The sequence below is a fragment of the Sporolactobacillus laevolacticus DSM 442 genome (assembly GCF_000497245.1).
GTDB lineage: Bacteria > Bacillota > Bacilli > Bacillales > Sporolactobacillaceae > Sporolactobacillus > Sporolactobacillus laevolacticus.
Genome location: NZ_AWTC01000004.1, coordinates 59735 through 79195 on the forward strand (window position 1 = coordinate 59735; position 19461 = coordinate 79195).

A 19461-nucleotide genomic window follows, 5' to 3' on the forward strand; every position below is an offset into this window, starting at 1 on the left:
TGTTCCCTATTATTGATTCACCTACATCGCTGATACATAACTCTTCTTTCTTTGGTCAAAATAGAGGGCATGACAGCTTTTTAACAGGAGGACACAAGGTGATGCAAGTAGGTGAATTTTTGTTTGAATGCTTGAAAAATGAAGGCATTACAGATATTTTCGGGGTTCCGGGCGACTATAATTTTTCATTACTCGATCAAATCGAAAAGGATGGAGAGGTGCGCTTTGTCCATTGTCGCAACGAATTGAACGCGGGCTATGCTGCTGACGGCTATGCACGCGTTAAGGGGATCGGCGCGTTAATTACCACATTTGGCGTTGGCGAATTGAGCGCATGCAACGCAATTGCTGGAGCTTACAGCGAATCGGTTCCGATTATACACATTGTCGGAGGACCGAAATCAATGATGCAGATGCAGCACAAGCCGATGCATCATACTTTGCTTGACGGCAATTTCGATACATTCAAGAACATGTATGAGCAGATTACAGCCTATGCGGCCAGCATTACCCTGGAGAATGCAGGTATTGAAATCCCCAATGCGATTCAAAAAGCGAGAGAAACGAAAAAACCGGTGTATCTGACCATTCCTATGGACGTCGTCACAACGAACATGACCTCAAGAGCAGGAAACCCGCAGCGAAAGAAAACGGATAAAGCGTCTCTGAAAGAAGCCGTCCAGATGATTACTACTCGTTTGCAAGCCGCCGAACGCCCGGTTATTCTGCCGGATGTTTATGCCATGCATTATGGACTTGGCGAAAAAGTAGAGGCACTTGCGCAGAAAATGAACGTTCCGGTCGTTACAATGATGATGGGGAAAGGCGGATATGACGAGAGTTTGCCGAATTATGCGGGCTTTTACTGCGGAAAACTCAGCAGTAATAAATCGGCTCGAGAACTTGTTGAAAACTCGGATTGCGTGCTCGCGTTCGGAGCGGTGTGGGACGATTACAATACCGGACTATTTACCGACAAAATTGATCCGCTCGCAATCATAAATGTGATGCCGAACTATGTGCAGATTGGGAAAACAATCTATCCGAATATTATTATTGACGATATGATTGAAGCTTTTCCAACGGAGAATCATTCATGGACGCTGCCGAATCCGGTTGCGTTTCCTTTTGATCAGATGAATCCGAGCGATGGCAACCTATCTGCGGACAGCTACTATCCTCAATTTCAGAATATGCTCAAGGAGCGAGACATAGTAGTCACGGAGTCTGGAACGTTTGCATGGGGCTTGGCGGAGGTCCGGTTGAAGAAAGGGACAACTTATATCACTCAAGGTGGCTGGGGCGCGATCGGCTATGCGCTACCGGCTGCATTCGGCGCGTGTATCGCAGCGCCAAACCGACGGGTTCTGCTTTTTACCGGTGAAGGCTCAATGCAGATGAATGTGCAGGAATTAAGTTCAATGCTGGAGAACGGCTGCAAGCCGATCATCTTTATCCTGAACAATAAAGGCTATACGATTGAGAAGTACATCAATACAGTGAAAAATACGGTATATAATAATTTTCCTGATTGGGCTTATCACAAACTGCCTGAAGTTTTTCAACATGAAGCGTTTACTGTGCAAGTTTCCACGGACAGTGAACTGCGTCAAGCAATTTCTGAGGCGGAACAAAAGTGCGTCAAGCAGCTCTGCATCATTGAAATGATGGTGGCCCCAATGGATGCGCCGGAGATCATTCACCGCATGCATGAGACAGTATTGGAAATGGAGAACAAGAGCAAAGGCTTGCTTTCCGTTTTTAAATGAGCGACAGATTTCAAGTATTAGCAAACTTGGCTTTGCCAAGCCTTAGTTCCGTTTATACTATAATCCTTTTAGTATAAAAAAAGAGACGGTCATTGATCTCAGAGCTTTCACTGAGTCGATGACCATCTCTTTTGTCCACGTATAATTTATACTGTTTTTCTTTTTCTTTTCCACCAGCCGGAAGCAAGTACTGCAACTAAGGCACCCAAACCGGTGTAACCCAAGATCGAAGCCATTGTCCAAAGATCTGCTTTTCCTCCAAAGTAGAGAACGTCTTTGATCATTTCCATACCGAAACGTACGGGTACCCAGCTGTAGACCCAATAATGGAAGAAGCTGTTCAGCATTTCAGGTGGGTAAGGAAGAAGTGGTGATCCATAGAACCAAACGAGAATAATAATCGGCCATCCTGCTAGGCCTAGCCAATTCAGTATCGTCGTTTGTAATAAATAATAGACAAAAGCACTAAATGTAAGGGCGACAATGAGGTTCCAACTGTTTGGAACATGCAAATTCATCAAGCCGCTGACAACGGCGAACAGGATCATGGCTTGTGCAATCGAAAGGACAAACCCTGCAAGAACCTGACCAATGGTTAATCGAAGGGATAAATCGCCTCCACCTATTTTTCTAGATGTTCGCCACATTAATAATGAACTGATCAGTCCGCCCAGCCAAACAAGCATGGTTAGGAGTACCGGCGCATTTCCACCGGCACTGTGGCTGCCCACTTTATTCATGAGGTGAGTCTCAGCGACAATTGGATGATTGATGACTTTAGCCTGTGCTGATGTCAGTGGCATCTTTTTCATATCTAGAGCATGAAACAGGGTATTACTTATGCTCGTATTCAATTTTATTGAAACTTTATTAAGGACTGTTTGAACAATGTTTGCTGCCTGAGCGTTCATTCCTTGATTGATCCAAAATTCTATTTGTGCAGGTTGCGGTTTAGGTGTTTGCAGGGAAGCCAATTGATTTGTAAAATGCTCAGGTATGATTACAGCTCCATAATATTCTTTATTATCTAGAGCTTTTTTAGCGGCATGGCTACTGCTCAGCTTCACTAATTTAATTGGCGAATCCTTTTTACTGAACGATTCCTGCAACTTTGACTGGATCGTTTTCCCTTGTGTTCCCCGATCTTCATTAACGATGGCCACCTTTAGTCCTTTCACTTTTGCGGTACTTGACGGGCCGAATTGGGCAAATGAAAAGAGGGAGAGAACAAGCATTATAAGAACAAGGTAGAGCCAAAATGTTTTTCCTGTAAAAATACGAAACATTCATTTTCCTCCTTATTATTCACTGACCAATCAGTGAATTAAAATGTAAAATAATAATCGTTAAATTTGCCAGCACTCTAATAAAAAATCGATATTAACGATAATATAGCGCTCAGAGTCTTCATTGAGTTCGTATTCACCCATAATGAAGACCCGTTCAAAAATATGACTTTGAAAGGTGCTGGCCAACTGACGTGCCATAAGTTTGCAATTGAGCGGACGCAATTCTCCATTTAAGACTCGTTTTTCTAGAAGCGTAGCAATTTGATCAATAACCGCATGAAATGTATCGACAACCCAAGTGGTTTGCTCCTTTTTCAATAAAGGCTGTTCATGAAACAGAATCATCAATGTTTTTCGATTGGTGTCGGACGTGATGGTCTCCCACATCCCTCGAAAGAGGTTGATGAGCATGTCGCGAATAGGCGCTTGTTGATCGACATCTTGAAGAAGCCGACGAATCAATTGGAACTTATATTCAGTTGCTTCTTGGATGATTGAATCCAGAATTTGCTGTTTTCCTTCAGGGAAATAGTAGTACAATAATCCGTCAGCCATGCCGATCGATCGGTTGATCTCTTTGCTCGATGTATTATGGAATCCTTTTTCAGCGAATAAATCTCTTGCAGATTCTAATAATTGTTTTTTTCGTTCGATTGCCTGAAGATCTCTACTCGTCAGGCTTTTTTTTCGTGATGATCCGGCCATATTCACTCACCTCATGGTCAATCGTAATCGTTAGAGGAGGTGAACGTCAATACACTACGGTTGCCTCCTTCCGGCATATAAAATCAATTTCATTGACTGATCAGTCAATGAAATTATAGCTGATTCTTTTTTAATCGTCAACAAGTGTTCTTCGGTATCTGTGAGATGAATGAAATAATTCCCTGAATTTTTTACCACTCAAGAAGTGGCGGTTCCAAACGTTAAATTTGGTTTTGCTCCATATTGATCACTGTAGCCACAAAGGAATATAATTATACTACGGAGGGTTGCACGGTGAAGATAAAACCTTCAGCATCTATTAGAAAAAACTACAATGAAATAGCGGAATTGTGCAGAGAAAGCGGTGAACCGGTCTACCTGACAAAAAATGGTGAAGGTGACCTTGTTGTCATGGATATCGAAGCATTCATAAAACGTGAAAGTATGTTGAGACTGAGGGAACATTTGGTAGCGGCTGAAGAAGATCGATTACATGGGAAACAAGGGTACACCATTGATGAAACAACCTCATTCATACGCAATGCAGTCCAAGAGGTTTTAGATGGAAAACGAAAATAAGCGATATACGGTTATTGTATCGGAGAAAGCAGCAGAAATACTGGTATCACATGCTCGGTTTCTTGCAAATGTTAGTGAAGGCGCGGCAAAAAAACTCATCGAAGATTGTCCGGTGCACTTTTAATACTAAAGAATGAGGGCACATTATTCTGATGATTGTTGCTTTCTAAATGTATAAGACAACGCGATGAAAATGAACAAAATACCGAGAATCTGCAAATAAGCAGGCACAAATCCGGTAATCAATACATCCAGCAGAATCGCGACCAGAGGATCCAGATAGGTAAGAGCGGAAATCACGGGTGTTGGGAGCGAGCGGATGCTTCCATAAAACAGCAAATAAACGATACCTGTATGAACGATTCCGGTAAAGATGCTGTAAAACCAGTTGGCTGCGGTTAAGTGCATGAAGAATGAGTAATGAACAAATGGCAGCAGCATGATCACACCGATAAAGGTTTGAATAATCGTTACCAGATAAGGGCTAGCTTGCTTAATGTACTTTCCGGTGATGATTACGAAAGCGTACAGTAAAGAAGCAGCAAGCGCATAGAACGGGCCAACAACGGATTTACCGCCAGATAGATCGTTAATACTGATGCCTGATATCAGAACGGTACCGATAAAAGCAAGGACAACAGCTAGGATACCGAGCAATTTAATCCGGTCTTTGAAAAAGATCCAACCGATAATAAGCACGATAATCGGAGCCAGATTATAGATTGAGATCGCAACGGTAATTGCTGTTTTTTCAAATGAAGCAAAGAAAAAAATCCAGTTAAGGACGAGAAACACGCCGCCAATCAAGATGGCGGTCATTTCTTTTTTCTGCCATGTTTCTCGCGTATACTTCCCACTGATCAACCAGTAGGCAGTGAGAAAGACCGTTGCGCTAATGCAGCGGACAAAAACCAGCTCCAGAGACGGAAGCCCGGACAGCCGCGAAAAGAAACCGATCGAACCAAAAATGGTCATAGCAATACTTAGTTTAATTAAAGCGGACTTGTTCACTGATGTATGTGCTCCTTTGATGCTAAAATAATACTGGACTTAGATTATAGTACGGTATCTTCATCGTTTCTCAATAAAAAGCGGTTCAAGTAATGTTTTGTTGAAGTTTTCGATCACTTCTTTTGCAGAATACCCACTTTTTTGGCGAAGAAAATTATATATTTTGGGATTCATAGAAGCAATCAGTGTATGGGCGGTAAAATCCGCATTAATCGGCCGTGCTTCTTTTTTTTCACTCGCCTCTTCAAGCAGAGAGCAAATGGTCTGATGGAAAAAAATATAAGGCGCTTTTTCGTAGAACGGCTTTGCGTTATTTGTACATGTTATGAATGAGTGAATCGTCTCAAAAAGTTGCGCGTGCTTCTCTAGAAAATTGAGATGCAGTTTAAGGAGCGCCAGCATTCTTTCTTTTACTGGTTTTGATTTCAGTTCTGCTAAGCTTTGGAGTGTTTTAACCTGCAAACAATGAAAATTTTCACTCATTAATTCTAGGCAAAGCTCGCCTTTATTCGCATAACGGCGATACATCGTGCCCTGTCCCACATTCGCGGCCTTTGCAATCTGATGCATGCTGACATTCTCAACACCGTATTTAGAGAATAAGGATTCAGTTGTCTGTAAAATTGATTTGCTTATTTCATTTGCATCTCTGCGTTGCGTTTGATCAGACATACAAAGTAGATCTCCTTTTCTTGAATCGAGTAAATGATTTGACAAGCGGACAATTGTCCGTTAATATTTTTCTATGCATCGGACAATTGTCCGCATAAATGTCTGTTCTTTTGATTTATTGTAAAGATTAATTGATAGCAGGTCAACAATGAGGGTCCCTGGATAAATGATTCGTAAATTGGAGGATGAGGTATGGCTTTAAATGAAACATCAGATATTCGCTCTGATCAGGCAACGTCAATAAAGGGGATTATTGCCCCGCTGTTGGCGATTATTGTCGGTATGTTTATGGTTATTTTAGATGGAACAGCAATGAATGTTGCGCTTCCTGGATTGGTTAAGGATTTTGACAGTAAGATTTCTGTTGTTCAGTGGGCGGTGACTGGGTACGCGCTGGCACAAGCAGCAGTTATTCCGCTTGCCGGCTGGCTTTCTGATCGCTTCGGCGCAAAAAAGGTTTTTCTTTTTTCAGTGATTATGTTTACGGTTGGCTCAGGATTATGCGCGCTTGCTTCAGGAGTGGAACAGCTTATTGCGTTCCGAGTGCTCCAGGGCCTTGGCGGCGGGATGGTTGCCCCGATTGCGATGGCTTTTGTTTACCGCCTGAGTCCTCGTGATAAAGTAGGTGCGGTCATGGGGATGATCGGCATCCCAATGCTGCTTGCTCCGGCACTCGGACCGGTTTTATCTGGCTGGCTCGTTGATTATGCAAGCTGGCACTGGATTTTCCTTATTAATCTGCCCGTCGGTGTACTCGCTGTTTTTGCTGGCATTCGCACAATGCCGAATCTTGAACGTCAATCTGTGCCCGCACTGGATGTTCTGGGTATGTTTCTCGCTCCGATCGCCTTTGCTTCAATTGCTTATGGCGTGAGTGAAGGCGGAACAAGCTGGACATCCGCGAAAACGATCACCGGCTTAGTCGTAGGTGGCATTGCACTTATTCTTTTTGTCATTACAGAGCTTCGCCGCAAGCAGCCTTTGTTAGAGCTCCGCGTCTTTCGTTCTGCTGATTTTACAAGAGGAATTATTGTTCAATGGATTACACAAATCGCGTTGTTCGGTACGATGTTTCTCGTTCCGCTGTTTCTTCAGCAAGGCAAGGGATTTAGCGCGTTCGAATCGGGATTGGCTGTACTTCCGCAAGCGATTGCTGCAGGGATCTTTATGCCAATTGGCGGACGTTTGTTTGATCGTCTGGGCGCGCGTCCTGTTGTAATTACCGGTTTAGTGTTTGTCACATCAGCAGCATACTTACTGTCAGGCATTTCAGCTGAGGACGGATCGAGCGCACTGATTCTTCCACTGGCACTTCTCGGAGCCGGAATGGGCTTGTCAATGATGCCGCTCAATACACATATTATCCAAGCGGCCCCGCAAAATATCGTTAGCCGTGTCACATCGCTGACCAATGCCGCGCAGCAAGTCATGATGTCGTTCGCAGTTGCCGGTTTGTCGACGATTCTTTCTGAACGAATGGACCTGCACATGAAAGAAGGCGTCCAGCCGCTTCACGCACTATCTTCCTCATTTGGAGATACATTCTCTGTATTAGTGGGGATCGCTATTGTAGGGATGATTCTAAGTCTCATGCTTAAGCGGCCGAAAAAAACAAGTGATGGACCAGAAAGTAAAAAAGTGCCGGTAATGGCTGAGCAATAAAAAATTCATTCGAGTAAAATAAAAACGGGCGGGAGAAATCGACACATGATTTCTTCCGTCCGTTTTTATTGTGGAAAAATTAGCCGAATAAATGTCCGGCGGCGAGTCCGGCATAAATCAGCAGGATACCAAATACATAGGTGCCTCCTGCGTAACACAGAAAAAGTGCGAACTTCTTTTCACGTAAAAGTTTCATATTTTCCGCGTTAAGTGTGGAAAAGGTTGTGAAGGTGCCGATAAGTCCTGTTGTCAGCAAGAGTAAGAAATGCTGTTCGAGCGGCAACGCGACTACAAAACCGAGAATAAAACAGCCGATCATATTGATGGAAAAGGTGGCAATGGGAAATGGAACGTGTTTCTCTCGATCGATTTGTTTGGAAAGTGTCGCTCGACCCAAGACACCAAATACAGCACCGATGGCGACCATAATTCCGTTGATTAGCATGATTATGCCCCCTCTTCTGAATGAAGTGCAGAGTGACTGACGAGATAGCCAAGCCAGCAGGCGGCAAGTCCGCATATGATCGTAGCAGAGAAATAGAGAGCGGCAAGCAGGATATGTCCGCTATGAACAAGTTTGATGACTTCTAACAGAAAAGAGGAGAGCGTAGTGAACGAACCGATAAAACCGGTACTGATTAATGAACGCCATGAATCTGGCAGATTTCTGAAGAAGCGAGACGACTGTGCAATAAAAGTGATGAGAAAACAGCCAATGACATTGATCAATAATGTAGCAAATGGGAAAGGCGGGACTTGGATGATGCATTCCAATGCATATCTTGTCAGTGCACCGAGGATGCCAAACAAAATGAGCAGTAAATAAGACAAAACGATTCCTCCTTTAATAAAAAAACAAAAACGCCTACCTCAAATTACCCTTAAAAAAGGGGATCAAGGTAGACGTTATTAGCTGATTCTAGTACAGCGGTTGAAGGCGAACGTCATCGCCTATTTACTAGACATCATACCGCACAACACGGGCGAGTACAACCTGATGGTTGAATGGAAAGCTGTTTTTCGCCTTATCTCTTTTTTTCTGAAGAGGGTCGCGGATCAATTGTAACGCTGGGCCTCTATTTAGGGTGTATAAAATAATTGATATGAATTCATGCAACGTCGTAACAAAAGTTACAAAAAAGGCCTTATTCATTAATGAAAGCGCTGTTATAATAAAGATGTTGGATAGGATACTAGTTTTAACAAAGCCATATGAAGAAAGGGAGAATGAAAAAGCAAAGATAACAGTTTCAGCTTATGAATGACGGTACATATTTTGTTCAATAATTATTAAGTAGGTAAGATGTACAATTAAAAAGCAGCAGCTAAACAAGCAGGAGGTGTAGACAATGACTTGGACACAAATCTACGATCCGGGACACAATATATTTATATCTGCGGCAATTGCCGCTTTACCAATTGTTTTTTTCTTTTTAGCCCTAACGCTTTTTAAGATTAAGGGATATCTTGCTGCATTCTTGACTGTGCTTATTGCTGTAGCAGTTGCCTTGAACTTCTATCATATGCCGGTGAAGGCTGTTATTGGTGCGGCAAGTTATGGAGCCACCTACTCGATTTGGCCGATCGCATATATTGTTTTTGGCGCCGTCTTTTTATATAAATTGACGGTGAAAAGTGGAGCGTTTGAAGTGATTCGTCAATCCATTATCTCTCTGACGGATGATCCGAGAGTCCAAATACTTATTGTTGGCTTTGTTTTTAACTCATTTCTCGAGGGGGCGGCGGGATTCGGCGCTCCTATTGCGATTACAGCCGCACTGCTTGTCGGTCTCGGCTTTGATCCGATAAAAGCGGCGGGGTTATGCCTCGTTGCCAATATCGCTCCGGGATCATTTGGAGCAATTGGCATTCCGGTGATTGTTGCCGGTCAGGTTACAGGGCTCTCACCCAACTTGATCGCAGCGCAGCTGTCCACGTTCATGCCCTATATTTCCTTCACCGTCCCATTCCTAATTGTAGCGATTTTGAGTGGTTTTAAAGGCGTGAAAGAAGTATGGCGGCCAACGTTGGTTACGGCGCTTTCCTATTCACTGACACAGTGGTTCACCATTCGTTTCATTGGTCCTGAGCTTCCGGATATCACGTCGGCTATTGTTTCTTTAAGCTGCCTTGCCGTATTTTTAAAAATAGGGAAAAAGGGTCAATCACCTGCTTCAGAAAACCATTTGACTTTAGGAAGCATCATAAAAGGATGGTCTCCCTTTATCATTTTGACAGTGTTTGTTTTGATTTGGTGCTCAAGCATCTTCAAGCAAATGTTTTCCCCATCAGGAATTCTTGCAGGGACCACCGTCAATATTCCTATTCCATGGCTGAACAATGTGGTGATGAAGGTAGCCCCACTGGTTCCGAAAACGACGCCTTACCCGGCGATTCTGACGCTTGATTTTATTTCGGCGACCGGTACAGCAATTTTTCTCGCTTGCGTGACAACAATGCTTCTATTGAAGATTAATCTGCGTGCGGGTAAACAAGTATTTGTTGAGACTGCTAAAGAACTCTATAAACCGATTATGACCATCATGTTCGTTCTCTCATTTGCTTTTATAGCTAATTATTCGGGTGAGTCAGCGACACTTGGTATCGCTTTGGCTCGTACTGCACAGTATTTCCCAGCAGTCTCACCTATCCTTGGCTGGCTTGGTGTGTTTCTGACAGGTTCGGTTGTATCGGCGAATGCACTTTTCGGAGGGTTGCAGCACACGACGGCTAACCAGATCGGCGTTTCTCCGCTTATTTTGATAACAGCAAATGTCGCAGGAGGTACAATGGCGAAAATGTTGTCACCACAATCCATTGCCGTAGCGGCAGGTGCGGTTGGTCTAGCAGGAAGAGAGTCGGCGCTCTTTCGCTTTACAATAAAATACAGTCTAATCTTTCTCGGCATTGTTTGTTTTGTGATTTTTATCCAGTCGCTGAATTTTTAATTACAAGTGTGCTGATTTGCAATCATTTTTCAGACGGTTTTTCAGTGGAATAAAAAAACGCCTCCCTTGATCCTTTGACAAAAGGATGAAGGGAGGCGTTATTCGCTGACTTCAGACAGCACTTTAACGTAAGGACGTTTCCATAAAACCAATACGAACAGCATGTTTTATTTCATCTGAGAATGCGCGAAAAAAGATATCTCTTAGCGTCTGGTCATGTGTCATCAAATAAAAATTGCGGTATTTTTCGTAGTCTTCCAATTCGTCACGATAGGCAATCTGTAATCCTTGACGGAATGATTGAAATTGAACTGGCGTTATTTGAAAAACAGGCTTAGTTCCGGTCAATTGAGTATAGAGCCGGCTATACATTAGAAAATGATCGTGTTCGTCGTGTTGAATCCTAAGGATATCTTCTCGCATTTGGGGGGTTGGAGCGGCTTCGGCCAATCGTCCATAGAAATCAACACCAGTTGCTTCTCCTTTAATGGAGCCAAGGATATCTTTAATTAAAGAAGACGAAGGACTTTCTTGACTCATTTGGCGATATTGCTCTTCATCATAATACAACTCATGTCACCACCTATTCTTTACACAAATTTTTATAAAGATTCAGAGGAATTTAGTGTACGTGGTTCGGCAGTAAGAGAACTTTCGCTAACTACGTGTACGTCCTGTACACAACGCGAAAGCCATCGCATCCTGCGAAAGTACGTCCTGTGGCAGGCCGAACACTAGGTCATCCGCCGTGACCGTCGCGACGGTGGCTTAGCCTGCGCTAGATGCTTGGCTTCGCCAAGTTTTCTTTATCTCGTTATAGGCTATGGTGAATTAAGATTTATGTGAATGTCCAACAGAGTGGGTTGCCCGAATACGACGTGAAATTACACCGTTAAAATGCAGAATCATATACTCTTTTTCTTAAATACAGCCATGGCGAGGATCAGAGCGGCGAGAATCAGAGCGCCTGTGATCCAAGCGATATTTAGTAATTGGTCGAACTCTGCTTTGCCTGTCAATAAGGCAACGTTTTCTGAAACGAGCTTTAAAGGATTAAACGTATCCATCCTGAAAATGGTTTGGCAGATGAGTAGAATCCCCAGCCCAGCAGCAGTCACAAAGAGTCCGCCATAAGTCCCCCGTGTGATCACACTCGCCATCAGGAGAACGGCGAGAAGAAATGCACCAAACAGCCAGAGGCAGAAAAGTGAGAAAAACAAATGTCCGACTGAAATGGGTTTGAACAAATAGAGGGTATAGCCGTAATGGATCGTAATGGCAAGGACATAACTCAGTGTCCACAAAATTAAAGCTGCAGCATATTTTGCAAGAATGACAGTGTAGCGGGACAAGCCCTTGGATAGCGGGATAATTAATGTCCCTTTGGCCAGATCTTGAGACAGTAAACCGCCAAAGACGAGAAGTAATATGGCCATACCCATTTGCGAGAAATTGTTGAAAAACTGAACAAAGGCATCGATGAATGTCGGTTCCGGAACCTTGAGAACCATTCCTTCAACTTTCACATTGGCCAGAATATCGGGCATCATTTTCGCAGTCAGTGGACTCATCATGCCGAAAATAGCAGAAACAGATAATAAAATAAGCACTTTATAGTTGCGCACATGCTCAAGCAGTTCTTTTCTTAGAAAAGCAGTAAATCCATTCATTTGATCACATCCAAAAAGACATTTTCGAGCGAAGGTTCAAGTAGTTCATAGTTCATAATTGGTATTTGCTCATCAGATAGCACATCGATAATTTTTAGCCCGTTCTTCTGCGGATCATGGAGCTGCACCGTTACTGCATTTTGACTGCGTTCAACGGATTGAATAAATGAGAGTGCGTGAAGGTGTTCAAGCAGGCGTCTCGCCTGTGCTTCATTAAGTGTTTCAATGCGTACGGCTTCTTTTCTGTACGTATTTTTAATCTCGGACAGCTTTCCATGCAGGGCGAGTTTTCCCTCATGAAGCAGGCCGATCGAATCGCAAATACGTTCCACGTCAGACAAAATGTGCGTTGAGAACATGACGGTTGTCTGATCAGCAGCTACAGACAGAAGGTCAAGTATTTCTTTTCTTCCTTTTGGATCAAGCGCCGATGTTGCTTCATCACAAATCAGTAGCTTTGGTTTGTTCAGCAGCGTTTGTGCAATTCCGAGTCGCTGCTTCATGCCTCTTGAGAAACTGTGTATTCGCCGTTTGATCCCGTCAAGGCCGACAAGCGGCAGTAACTCTTGGATCCGTTTACTAGTTTGCAGCCTTTTAAGTCCGGTGATCCGGCCGCACATCATCAAGTATTCTTTGGCAGACATATATCCGTAAAATTCAGGTACATCGGGCAAGTAGCCGATAAACCGGTTCGTCGCTGTATTGCCATAGGCCACGTTTTCACCGCAAACGCGTATTTCTCCGCCGGTAGGTTTAAGAAAGCCCATGATCATCTTCATCGCAGTCGTTTTGCCTGCCCCGTTTTTTCCGATCAGTCCGAAAATGGAATGCTCAGGAACAGAGAAGCTGAGGTCGTTCAAGACGGGATGCTTGCCAAAATTTTTCTGAATGTGGCGTACTTCTAAAATGTTCATTCGTCTTCACCTCTGCCGATTGTGAAATAGATGATTGGACCAATGATCTGAAAAAAAAGAACAATGATGATCCAGATGAACATATTCCCGAATCTGAACGATCTGTGCCGAAGAATATGAATCAGGGCAGAGAGGGCAAGAATAAGTTCAAGAGCAATAATCGGGATCAGGAACGGCAGGTAATCTGAAATGTGGGTCATAAAACTCACTCCAATTCAAGTGGATGTATGTGAAAGTCATGCTTAACGAGAGAAAGCAATCGCAATGACGATGATACCAACCAAAACAATCCAAGCAATCGGGCGGGCAAAATTTACTGTGTAGCCGATCCCGATCCGCTTTTCCACAAAAATTGAGGGATCGGAGCGATTGAAATAGAAGAGTCCCCAGATCCACTTGGCATCGTCATCAAGGATCGGTCCGGATGAACGCTTGCTTCGGACAAAACGGTTATAGAGCAAAAGCATTGTGATGAGAAAACCGAGATCGACAAGTGTAATGATCATATACCACAGCGTGCTGACAGGCGTAATAAAGCCGATGACGATCAGCAAGAAAAGAAGTTCGGACAGCAGACAAAAGACGATCAGCAAGATGCCCATCATTTTTCGATACTGTGCGTAACCTGGGGCAGCATTCGGATTGCCTTTTACGGATGCCGGTGCACGCCGGATGAAAAGAATAAGGACACCCAGCAGCACTTCAATAAAGACAGGCGACAGCACGGAACGCCATGATTTAGGCGCCCATCGATCGGGGCCGGCGATTCCAAAGTGCGTTAGAATTGAGTCGGTCATGTACGGATAGCCAAACCAAACGACAGCAACTGTAGCAATGAAGAGCGGGACCAACAGCAGAAACCAGCAAAGTGACAATACGGTTTCTCGATCACTTTTTCCAACCTCGACAACAATTTTATCCGTGGTCAACTGGGCATTCGGCACCATACTTTGCTTCAGTATCCGTGTCCGCCGGTTAGCAAGCACAAAAATGAACGAATCGATGAAAATGAGCGCAACCATGGCAACATTAAAGACATCTACCAATGTTCCTTTTGCTAAGAAAAAGGGAAGAACGAAAAGAATGACTAAAATTGCAAGTGCGGTACCAGTCGCTTCGATCAGATAGCGGCGACGGATATAGGTAGCCTGAGCATGCTGCCAGATCGCGCCATCCGCGAAAACCACGCCAAACAGAACATTTTTACGTGAAAACCAAGGCTGCAAAATAAAGAGACAAGCGACAAGGACATAGGTGCAGATAAGAATAAGGCTGGTTCCACTCATGGTTCATTACCCTCCAGTTCGTCATACAGATGATCAATCATTTGATGCAGCACGGCCCGGTCTACACGGCGAGTAATTGCCTCAGATACGATTGCCCGCAGCGGATCTCCGGATGCTTGAAGAAATTCGGCAGCGTTCTTTGCTGCATTTCCTGCTTTGATAAAGGTTCCTCGGCTACGCTGGATTTCGATGAACCCTTCGCTCTGCAGTAATTTATAGGCCTTGTTTACTGTATGGAGATTGACGCCGATTTCCGCACCAAGTGTGCGCACAGAAGGCAATGCATCACCATCCTGAAGCTGACCGGAGGCGATGCCGGTCACAATCCCATTGCGTATTTGCATATAAATGGGCTGATCCGAGCCGAAATCAATGGAAAGAAGCAAGTTGATCTGCCTCCTTTTTTTGTTCTATCTGTTATACACTATATATAACACGAATTAAATGAATCGTCTATAAGGTAAATGATAAAAAGTGTAAAATCGAAAGAACAAAGATGAAGATCTCTGCTGGAATCCGATGCAGAATGTCATATAAAATAAGCTAAATAAGAAAATTGGAGGATAATAAATGGACCCGATCATTCAATCACTGTTTGCTGATCTCGAAGCTACAGACAAAAATGCCCAATATGAATCGTTTAAAAAGTTGCTCGCGATTACTGAAGAAAAAGTGGATTGGGCTTATGAGGTGTAGGACGAGCTTGTTGAAAATCTTGCCGATATAGACCCACATCAGCGGGCGAGAGCTGCTCAGTTTCTTGCGGCACTGGCAATCAGTTATCCTGAGAAGCGCATACTGAGCGCGTTTCCGACGCTATGGAAGGTGACCAAAGATCCGAAGTTTGTGACGGCGCGTCACAGCCTGCAGTCCATATGGAAGGTTGGACTGGCGGGCCCTGAGCAAAAAGAGAAGGTCGTTAATCTGCTTGTCCATCGCTATCATGAATGCTTAGGCGAGAAAAACGACACGCTGATTCGCTTTGATATTATCCAAGATTTAAGAAAACTCTATGACCGACTGCAAGATGAAGCGATCAAAAAGGCGGCGCTGGAATTAATCGCTGCGGAAGAGCGGGATAAGTACCGGAAAAAATACAGCAAGCTTTGGTGAATGAACTGCTTGTTAGTCTGTACGTATGTTTCTTTCTTGTACCTCCTGATGGGTCTCCTCATAATGGTCGCCCCAGCGTTTCATTTCTTGAATAATAGGCTTCAAGGTTTCACCAAACGCGGTCAGCGAATATTCCGTCTTCGGAGGGACGACCGGGAAAACCTCTCTGTGAATGACGCCGTCTTTTTCCAATTCACGAAGCTGCAACGTGAGCATGCGTTGGCTTACACCGGGCATCAAGCGGCGCATTTCGTTAAACCGTCTCGTTTTATTCATCAAATGATAAAGGATGACCCCTTTCCATTTTCCGCCGATTATATCAAGCGTTGTTTCAACAGGGCAATGTTTGCACGCGTATCCCGTTTTCCGATTGCGCATCAATAGGCCTCCTAGGTTACATTCTTGTTCCTTCGTCACGCTAATGTGCGTTCTATCCGAGTCACTTTAGAGCCATTATACTATAAATGTGCTTGAAACTAAGAAAAGAAGCCAGGAGGCGTTAAAATGAAAGCATTTGGTACGCTTGAAGTTACAGACATCTCAAATCCAAACAGTATTGTCCCCATAGAGATTCCGGATCAGCAGCCGACAGGACATGACTTGCTTGTAAAGGTTAAGGCAGTTTCTGTGAATCCAGTAGATACAAAGGTACGGAACTCGCGGAATGGGCTGACAAATGGCGCACGAATCGTTGGGTATGATGCGAGCGGGATTGTTGTGGCAACAGGGGAAAAGGTGACGCTTTTCAAGCCAGGAGACGAAGTGTATTATGCGGGCGACATTACACGTAAAGGAACGAATGCTGAACTGCATCTTATTGATGAACGGATTGTTGCGATCAAACCTAAAAGCCTGGACTTTCTTACAGCAGCTGGACTGCCTCTGACCAGTATCACGGCTTATGAGGCGCTCTTTGATCGGTTGCCATTCAGTGCGGAGCATCTTGAGAGCAATGCGGGGAAGCGGCTATTAATCATAAATGGTGCAGGCGGCGTCGGATCAATCGCCATCCAGCTTGCCAAATGGGCGGGACTCCATGTTACAGCAACCGCCTCACGCCCGGAAACGGTTCAATGGGTTAAAGAGCTCGGTGCGGATGAAGTGATCAATCACAGAAACTCATTCAAGGACGAATTTGAAAAACTTCCGTTTGATACGGTTGATGCGATTTTGTGTCTGAACAATACGAAGGGGCACTGGCAAAACATGCATGATGTGATCAAGCCTCAAGGACATATCTGCTCCATTGTTGAAATTGGCGAGACAGTAAATCTTGATTTGATCAAACCGAAGAGTATTACCTTTAGCTGGGAGTTCATGTTCACACGTCCGATGTTTGAAACCGAGGACATCATTGAGCAGCATAACCTCCTCACAAAGGTTGCAGAGTTATTAGACAGCGGTGTAATTAAGGATACGGTAACGAAAAAATTGACACCATTGAACGCAGAAAATCTCCGCGAAGCACATGAACTTATTGAAAGTGGACGAATGATTGGCAAAGTCGTTGTTGGAGAAAATTAAATCGATGAACAAGCTGCCTTTAGGGATGACCTAAGGGCAGTTTTTTTTATTGAGCAAGAACTCGACAGAAGTTAAGCTGTAAACCATTTTAAGGGAATTTCGTATCAAATCAGCGGAAAGCTGTAACTAGTTGGGAAAAAGTCGTAACGAATTCCAGAAGTAGAAACGAACGAGTGAAAAGTCGTAACTAATCCCGAGAAAATTGTAGCTAATTGATCAAAAGTAGTAACGAAATTCAGAAGTTAAAACCAGCGCTTGAAAAGTGAAACCGAATCGATCGAAGAAGTGACACTACTAAGCAAAGGTGGACTGATACTGTGCAGCAATTATTGGGTTCTTGGTAATTTTTTTCAGTTAAATCAATCGTCGATCACTTTTAATGTAAGGCTTAGTTCACTTCTTCTGTTATCATGGCTTATATTAATTCTATAGATAATAAAGTGGTTCAACAAATTGAAAAAGTCCGATAAAATAGATTTTATCAGCAGCTTTATAGACAACAAAGCAGGGTTGGAGGCGTCTATGAATTCAATCTATCAGGAGAGAATTAAGGCAGTCATTGATTATATTGAAGATCACTATACTGAAAAAATTAATCTCAATCAGCTAGCAGACATCTCTCACTTTTCAAAATTTCATTTCAGTCGTATTTTTTCTTCTGTGACAGGGGCGACGCCAATAGCTTTTCTGAATCAAAAAAGACTGGAGAAGTCCATCGATTATCTTACAGAAACGGATCAGTCCATTTTAGAAATAGCGCTGCTTTGTGGATTTGGCTCAGCTTCAACGTTTAACTCTCTCTTTAAAAAACATTTTCAATTATCACCGTCGGAGGTAAGAAAGCGCCAAAATAAAGAGAGCAATATCTCGCAACAGCTTAGCAAGATTCTGGAAGAAGGCCATGATTCTCTTTGTTACTCTGGAAGTGTAGAGAACAACTTTTTGAGGAGGATCTGGTCTATGAACATTACATTAAAAGAATTACCGGATTATCAAGTGGCTTATGTTCGCCATGTTGGAAATTACTTGGGCACTGGTCAGGCATGGGAAACTTTGATGACTTGGGCAAGTAAACACGAGATATACCCCACGGAACACTATTTTATTGGCATCTCACTCGATGATCCACAGGTTGTCGAAGAAAATAAGTGCCGTTATGATGCCTGTGTTACCCTTCCTGACGATTTTGATCGCAAGCCTGACGGTGATATTCAATTTAAAATGCTTTCCGGGGGGAGTTACGCACTCTATCAATTCTATGACACGATTGATAAACTGGCTATCGCTTATCAAAGCCTTTTTGGGCAGTGGCTGCCAAGCAGTGAATACGAGGCTGATGACAAACCGTGTCTTGAATTTTGCATGAATAATCCATTTGAAGATCCTGAAGGAAAAGCCAAAGTCGATTTGTATCTTCCTATTAGAAAACCTGAATTCGTCAATCCTTAAGAAAGCGAAGCTCTAGTTGCGTTTAAAAATCCACTTTTATACTTTCTGATGGCATAAAACACTAAAAGATCCTCGGTCGTCTTTCGGGGATCTTTTTCTATGAGTACAACGAAAGAGCTTTTTAGAATACGAACATTGGTTAAGCTATTTTCCAAATCGATTTTTAAGACAAATGCGAAAGTATAAAAGATTAGCGGTGTCTACTATAAGTGTAACGAAAAGAGGAACTTCGACTAATAAAAAGGAACTTCAACTAAATACGCTCACTTCCATTGAGCAACATTGAAGCACCGCTTCCTACGGAATCAACCGGTGTTAAAGAATTGGAGTTGCCAAGTTATTCTTTAAATTACTTTGACAGATAGAGTAATCGATGCTATTATTACTATATCAGATAGAGTAATTAGTGAGTGGAAACGGGGTGGCCCTATTCGCAGTGAGATCCTAAGAGAATATCTAGACTCAATGATTTTTCGCTTGCTTAAAGAGGAAGATTCGTATGGCTATGAACTTTCGAAGTAGATTAACCAGTAAACTAACAGTCGATTTTAATTAAAGAAGCCACACTCTGTGTCGCTTTTCAAAGATTTGAAAAGTGAAGATGGAAGACGCTATGTGGCCGATCAATCACTTTCTGTGGTGGCCGTCTCCGATGGAAAACAAATCGGCCGTACGGATGATGGCGGTTACTGTAGTTTTTCCTCTTAATCCTTAAACGAGTCATTCCACGGCTTTCTTAACCAAAAATTAAACTAAAGGGCCATCTCATTTTACCTTCTTTACCTACAATGAATAAGCATTGAACATTTGACGAAAAAGAAATGTTCTCTACAAGTTCAAAATTTTCCCATCTACATCTTAAGTCTTATA

General features: G+C 43.2%; 23 protein-coding genes and 1 riboswitch. Of the genes, 10 read left to right on the top strand and 13 right to left on the bottom strand.

Annotation, left to right across the window (positions count from 1 at the left end; all coding sequences use genetic code 11):
* The first annotated feature begins 101 nt into the window (after positions 1-101).
* A complete protein-coding gene (locus tag P343_RS24185; protein WP_023509339.1) occupies positions 102-1769 on the top strand; it encodes an alpha-keto acid decarboxylase family protein in 1668 nt (555 codons plus the stop codon).
* Between the two features lie 146 nt (positions 1770-1915).
* Here the strand turns inward: P343_RS24185 and P343_RS24190 are convergent, their stop codons facing one another.
* Positions 1916-3055 (bottom strand): YhgE/Pip domain-containing protein, encoded by a 1140-nt coding sequence (locus P343_RS24190; RefSeq protein ID WP_023509340.1) that lies wholly within the window; start codon positions 3053-3055, stop codon positions 1916-1918.
* A gap of 60 nt (positions 3056-3115) precedes the next feature.
* On the bottom strand, positions 3116-3763 hold the full coding sequence (locus tag P343_RS24195; RefSeq protein WP_023509341.1) for a TetR/AcrR family transcriptional regulator: 648 nt from the start codon (positions 3761-3763) through the stop codon (positions 3116-3118).
* A gap of 294 nt (positions 3764-4057) precedes the next feature.
* On the opposite strand from P343_RS24195, the gene P343_RS24200 reads away from it, so the two are divergent.
* Both P343_RS24200 and P343_RS24205 read left to right on the top strand, forming a co-directional pair.
* Entirely contained in the window at positions 4058-4342 is a 285-nt protein-coding gene (locus P343_RS24200; protein WP_023509342.1) for a type II toxin-antitoxin system Phd/YefM family antitoxin, read from the top strand.
* A complete protein-coding gene (locus tag P343_RS24205; RefSeq protein ID WP_023509343.1) occupies positions 4326-4466 on the top strand; it encodes a hypothetical protein in 141 nt (46 codons plus the stop codon). The genes P343_RS24200 and P343_RS24205 overlap by 17 nt, the downstream gene beginning before the upstream one ends.
* Before the next feature lie 20 nt (positions 4467-4486).
* Here the strand turns inward: P343_RS24205 and P343_RS24210 are convergent, their stop codons facing one another.
* Complete coding sequence (locus P343_RS24210; protein ID WP_023509344.1) at positions 4487-5353, bottom strand: DMT family transporter; 867 nt, start codon at positions 5351-5353, stop codon at positions 4487-4489.
* A 60-nt stretch (positions 5354-5413) separates the two neighbouring features.
* Positions 5414-6025, bottom strand: a complete 612-nt coding sequence (locus P343_RS24215; RefSeq protein ID WP_023509345.1) for a TetR/AcrR family transcriptional regulator — start codon at positions 6023-6025, stop codon at positions 5414-5416.
* A gap of 192 nt (positions 6026-6217) precedes the next feature.
* Between P343_RS24215 and P343_RS24220 the strand changes: the two genes are divergently transcribed.
* Complete coding sequence (locus P343_RS24220) at positions 6218-7687, top strand: DHA2 family efflux MFS transporter permease subunit (protein ID WP_023509346.1); 1470 nt, start codon at positions 6218-6220, stop codon at positions 7685-7687.
* A 79-nt stretch (positions 7688-7766) separates the two neighbouring features.
* On the opposite strand, the gene P343_RS24225 is transcribed toward P343_RS24220, so the two are convergent.
* Complete coding sequence (locus tag P343_RS24225; RefSeq protein WP_023509347.1) at positions 7767-8132, bottom strand: fluoride efflux transporter FluC; 366 nt, start codon at positions 8130-8132, stop codon at positions 7767-7769.
* Positions 8133-8134: 2 nt separating this feature from the next.
* On the bottom strand, positions 8135-8518 hold the full coding sequence (locus P343_RS24230) for a fluoride efflux transporter FluC (protein ID WP_023509348.1): 384 nt from the start codon (positions 8516-8518) through the stop codon (positions 8135-8137).
* 62 nt (positions 8519-8580) lie between these two features.
* Positions 8581-8648: riboswitch (Fluoride riboswitch) on the bottom strand.
* Between the two features lie 388 nt (positions 8649-9036).
* Between P343_RS24230 and P343_RS24235 the strand changes: the two genes are divergently transcribed.
* A complete protein-coding gene (locus P343_RS24235) occupies positions 9037-10635 on the top strand; it encodes a lactate permease LctP family transporter (RefSeq protein ID WP_023509350.1) in 1599 nt (532 codons plus the stop codon).
* Positions 10636-10758: 123 nt separating this feature from the next.
* Here the strand turns inward: P343_RS24235 and P343_RS24240 are convergent, their stop codons facing one another.
* From P343_RS24240 to P343_RS24265, 6 genes are all read right to left on the bottom strand, one after another.
* A complete protein-coding gene (locus tag P343_RS24240; protein WP_023509351.1) occupies positions 10759-11205 on the bottom strand; it encodes a ferritin family protein in 447 nt (148 codons plus the stop codon).
* A gap of 335 nt (positions 11206-11540) precedes the next feature.
* Complete coding sequence (locus P343_RS24245; RefSeq protein WP_023509352.1) at positions 11541-12305, bottom strand: ABC transporter permease; 765 nt, start codon at positions 12303-12305, stop codon at positions 11541-11543.
* Positions 12302-13219: an ABC transporter ATP-binding protein gene (locus tag P343_RS24250; RefSeq protein ID WP_023509353.1), complete on the bottom strand. Its 918-nt coding sequence runs from the start codon at positions 13217-13219 to the stop codon at positions 12302-12304. The genes P343_RS24245 and P343_RS24250 overlap by 4 nt, the downstream gene beginning before the upstream one ends.
* Complete coding sequence (locus tag P343_RS24255; RefSeq protein WP_023509354.1) at positions 13216-13419, bottom strand: PLDc N-terminal domain-containing protein; 204 nt, start codon at positions 13417-13419, stop codon at positions 13216-13218. Before P343_RS24255 ends, P343_RS24250 begins: the two co-directional genes overlap by 4 nt.
* A 42-nt stretch (positions 13420-13461) precedes the next feature.
* On the bottom strand, positions 13462-14505 hold the full coding sequence (locus tag P343_RS24260; protein ID WP_023509355.1) for a DUF5808 domain-containing protein: 1044 nt from the start codon (positions 14503-14505) through the stop codon (positions 13462-13464).
* Positions 14502-14891 (bottom strand): GntR family transcriptional regulator, encoded by a 390-nt coding sequence (locus P343_RS24265; protein ID WP_023509356.1) that lies wholly within the window; start codon positions 14889-14891, stop codon positions 14502-14504. The genes P343_RS24260 and P343_RS24265 overlap by 4 nt, the downstream gene beginning before the upstream one ends.
* Before the next feature lie 184 nt (positions 14892-15075).
* Between P343_RS24265 and P343_RS37755 the strand changes: the two genes are divergently transcribed.
* Complete coding sequence (locus tag P343_RS37755) at positions 15076-15201, top strand: hypothetical protein (protein WP_422784804.1); 126 nt, start codon at positions 15076-15078, stop codon at positions 15199-15201.
* A gap of 129 nt (positions 15202-15330) precedes the next feature.
* On the top strand, positions 15331-15618 hold the full coding sequence (locus P343_RS37760) for a hypothetical protein (protein ID WP_422784805.1): 288 nt from the start codon (positions 15331-15333) through the stop codon (positions 15616-15618).
* 12 nt (positions 15619-15630) lie between these two features.
* On the opposite strand, the gene P343_RS24275 is transcribed toward P343_RS37760, so the two are convergent.
* Positions 15631-15996, bottom strand: coding sequence for a winged helix-turn-helix transcriptional regulator (locus P343_RS24275; RefSeq protein ID WP_023509357.1), 366 nt, complete (start codon positions 15994-15996; stop codon positions 15631-15633).
* A gap of 126 nt (positions 15997-16122) precedes the next feature.
* Between P343_RS24275 and P343_RS24280 the strand changes: the two genes are divergently transcribed.
* The 3 genes from P343_RS24280 (at position 16123) to P343_RS37085 (ending at position 19299) form a co-directional block, all read left to right on the top strand.
* Positions 16123-17142 (top strand): zinc-binding alcohol dehydrogenase family protein, encoded by a 1020-nt coding sequence (locus P343_RS24280; protein ID WP_023509358.1) that lies wholly within the window; start codon positions 16123-16125, stop codon positions 17140-17142.
* Between the two features lie 453 nt (positions 17143-17595).
* The gene (locus P343_RS36670) at positions 17596-18591 is read left to right on the top strand and encodes an AraC family transcriptional regulator (RefSeq protein ID WP_236620327.1); all 996 of its coding nucleotides are present in this window, start codon (positions 17596-17598) and stop codon (positions 18589-18591) included.
* A gap of 570 nt (positions 18592-19161) precedes the next feature.
* Complete coding sequence (locus P343_RS37085) at positions 19162-19299, top strand: hypothetical protein (RefSeq protein ID WP_023509360.1); 138 nt, start codon at positions 19162-19164, stop codon at positions 19297-19299.
* Positions 19300-19461 lie beyond the last annotated feature (162 nt).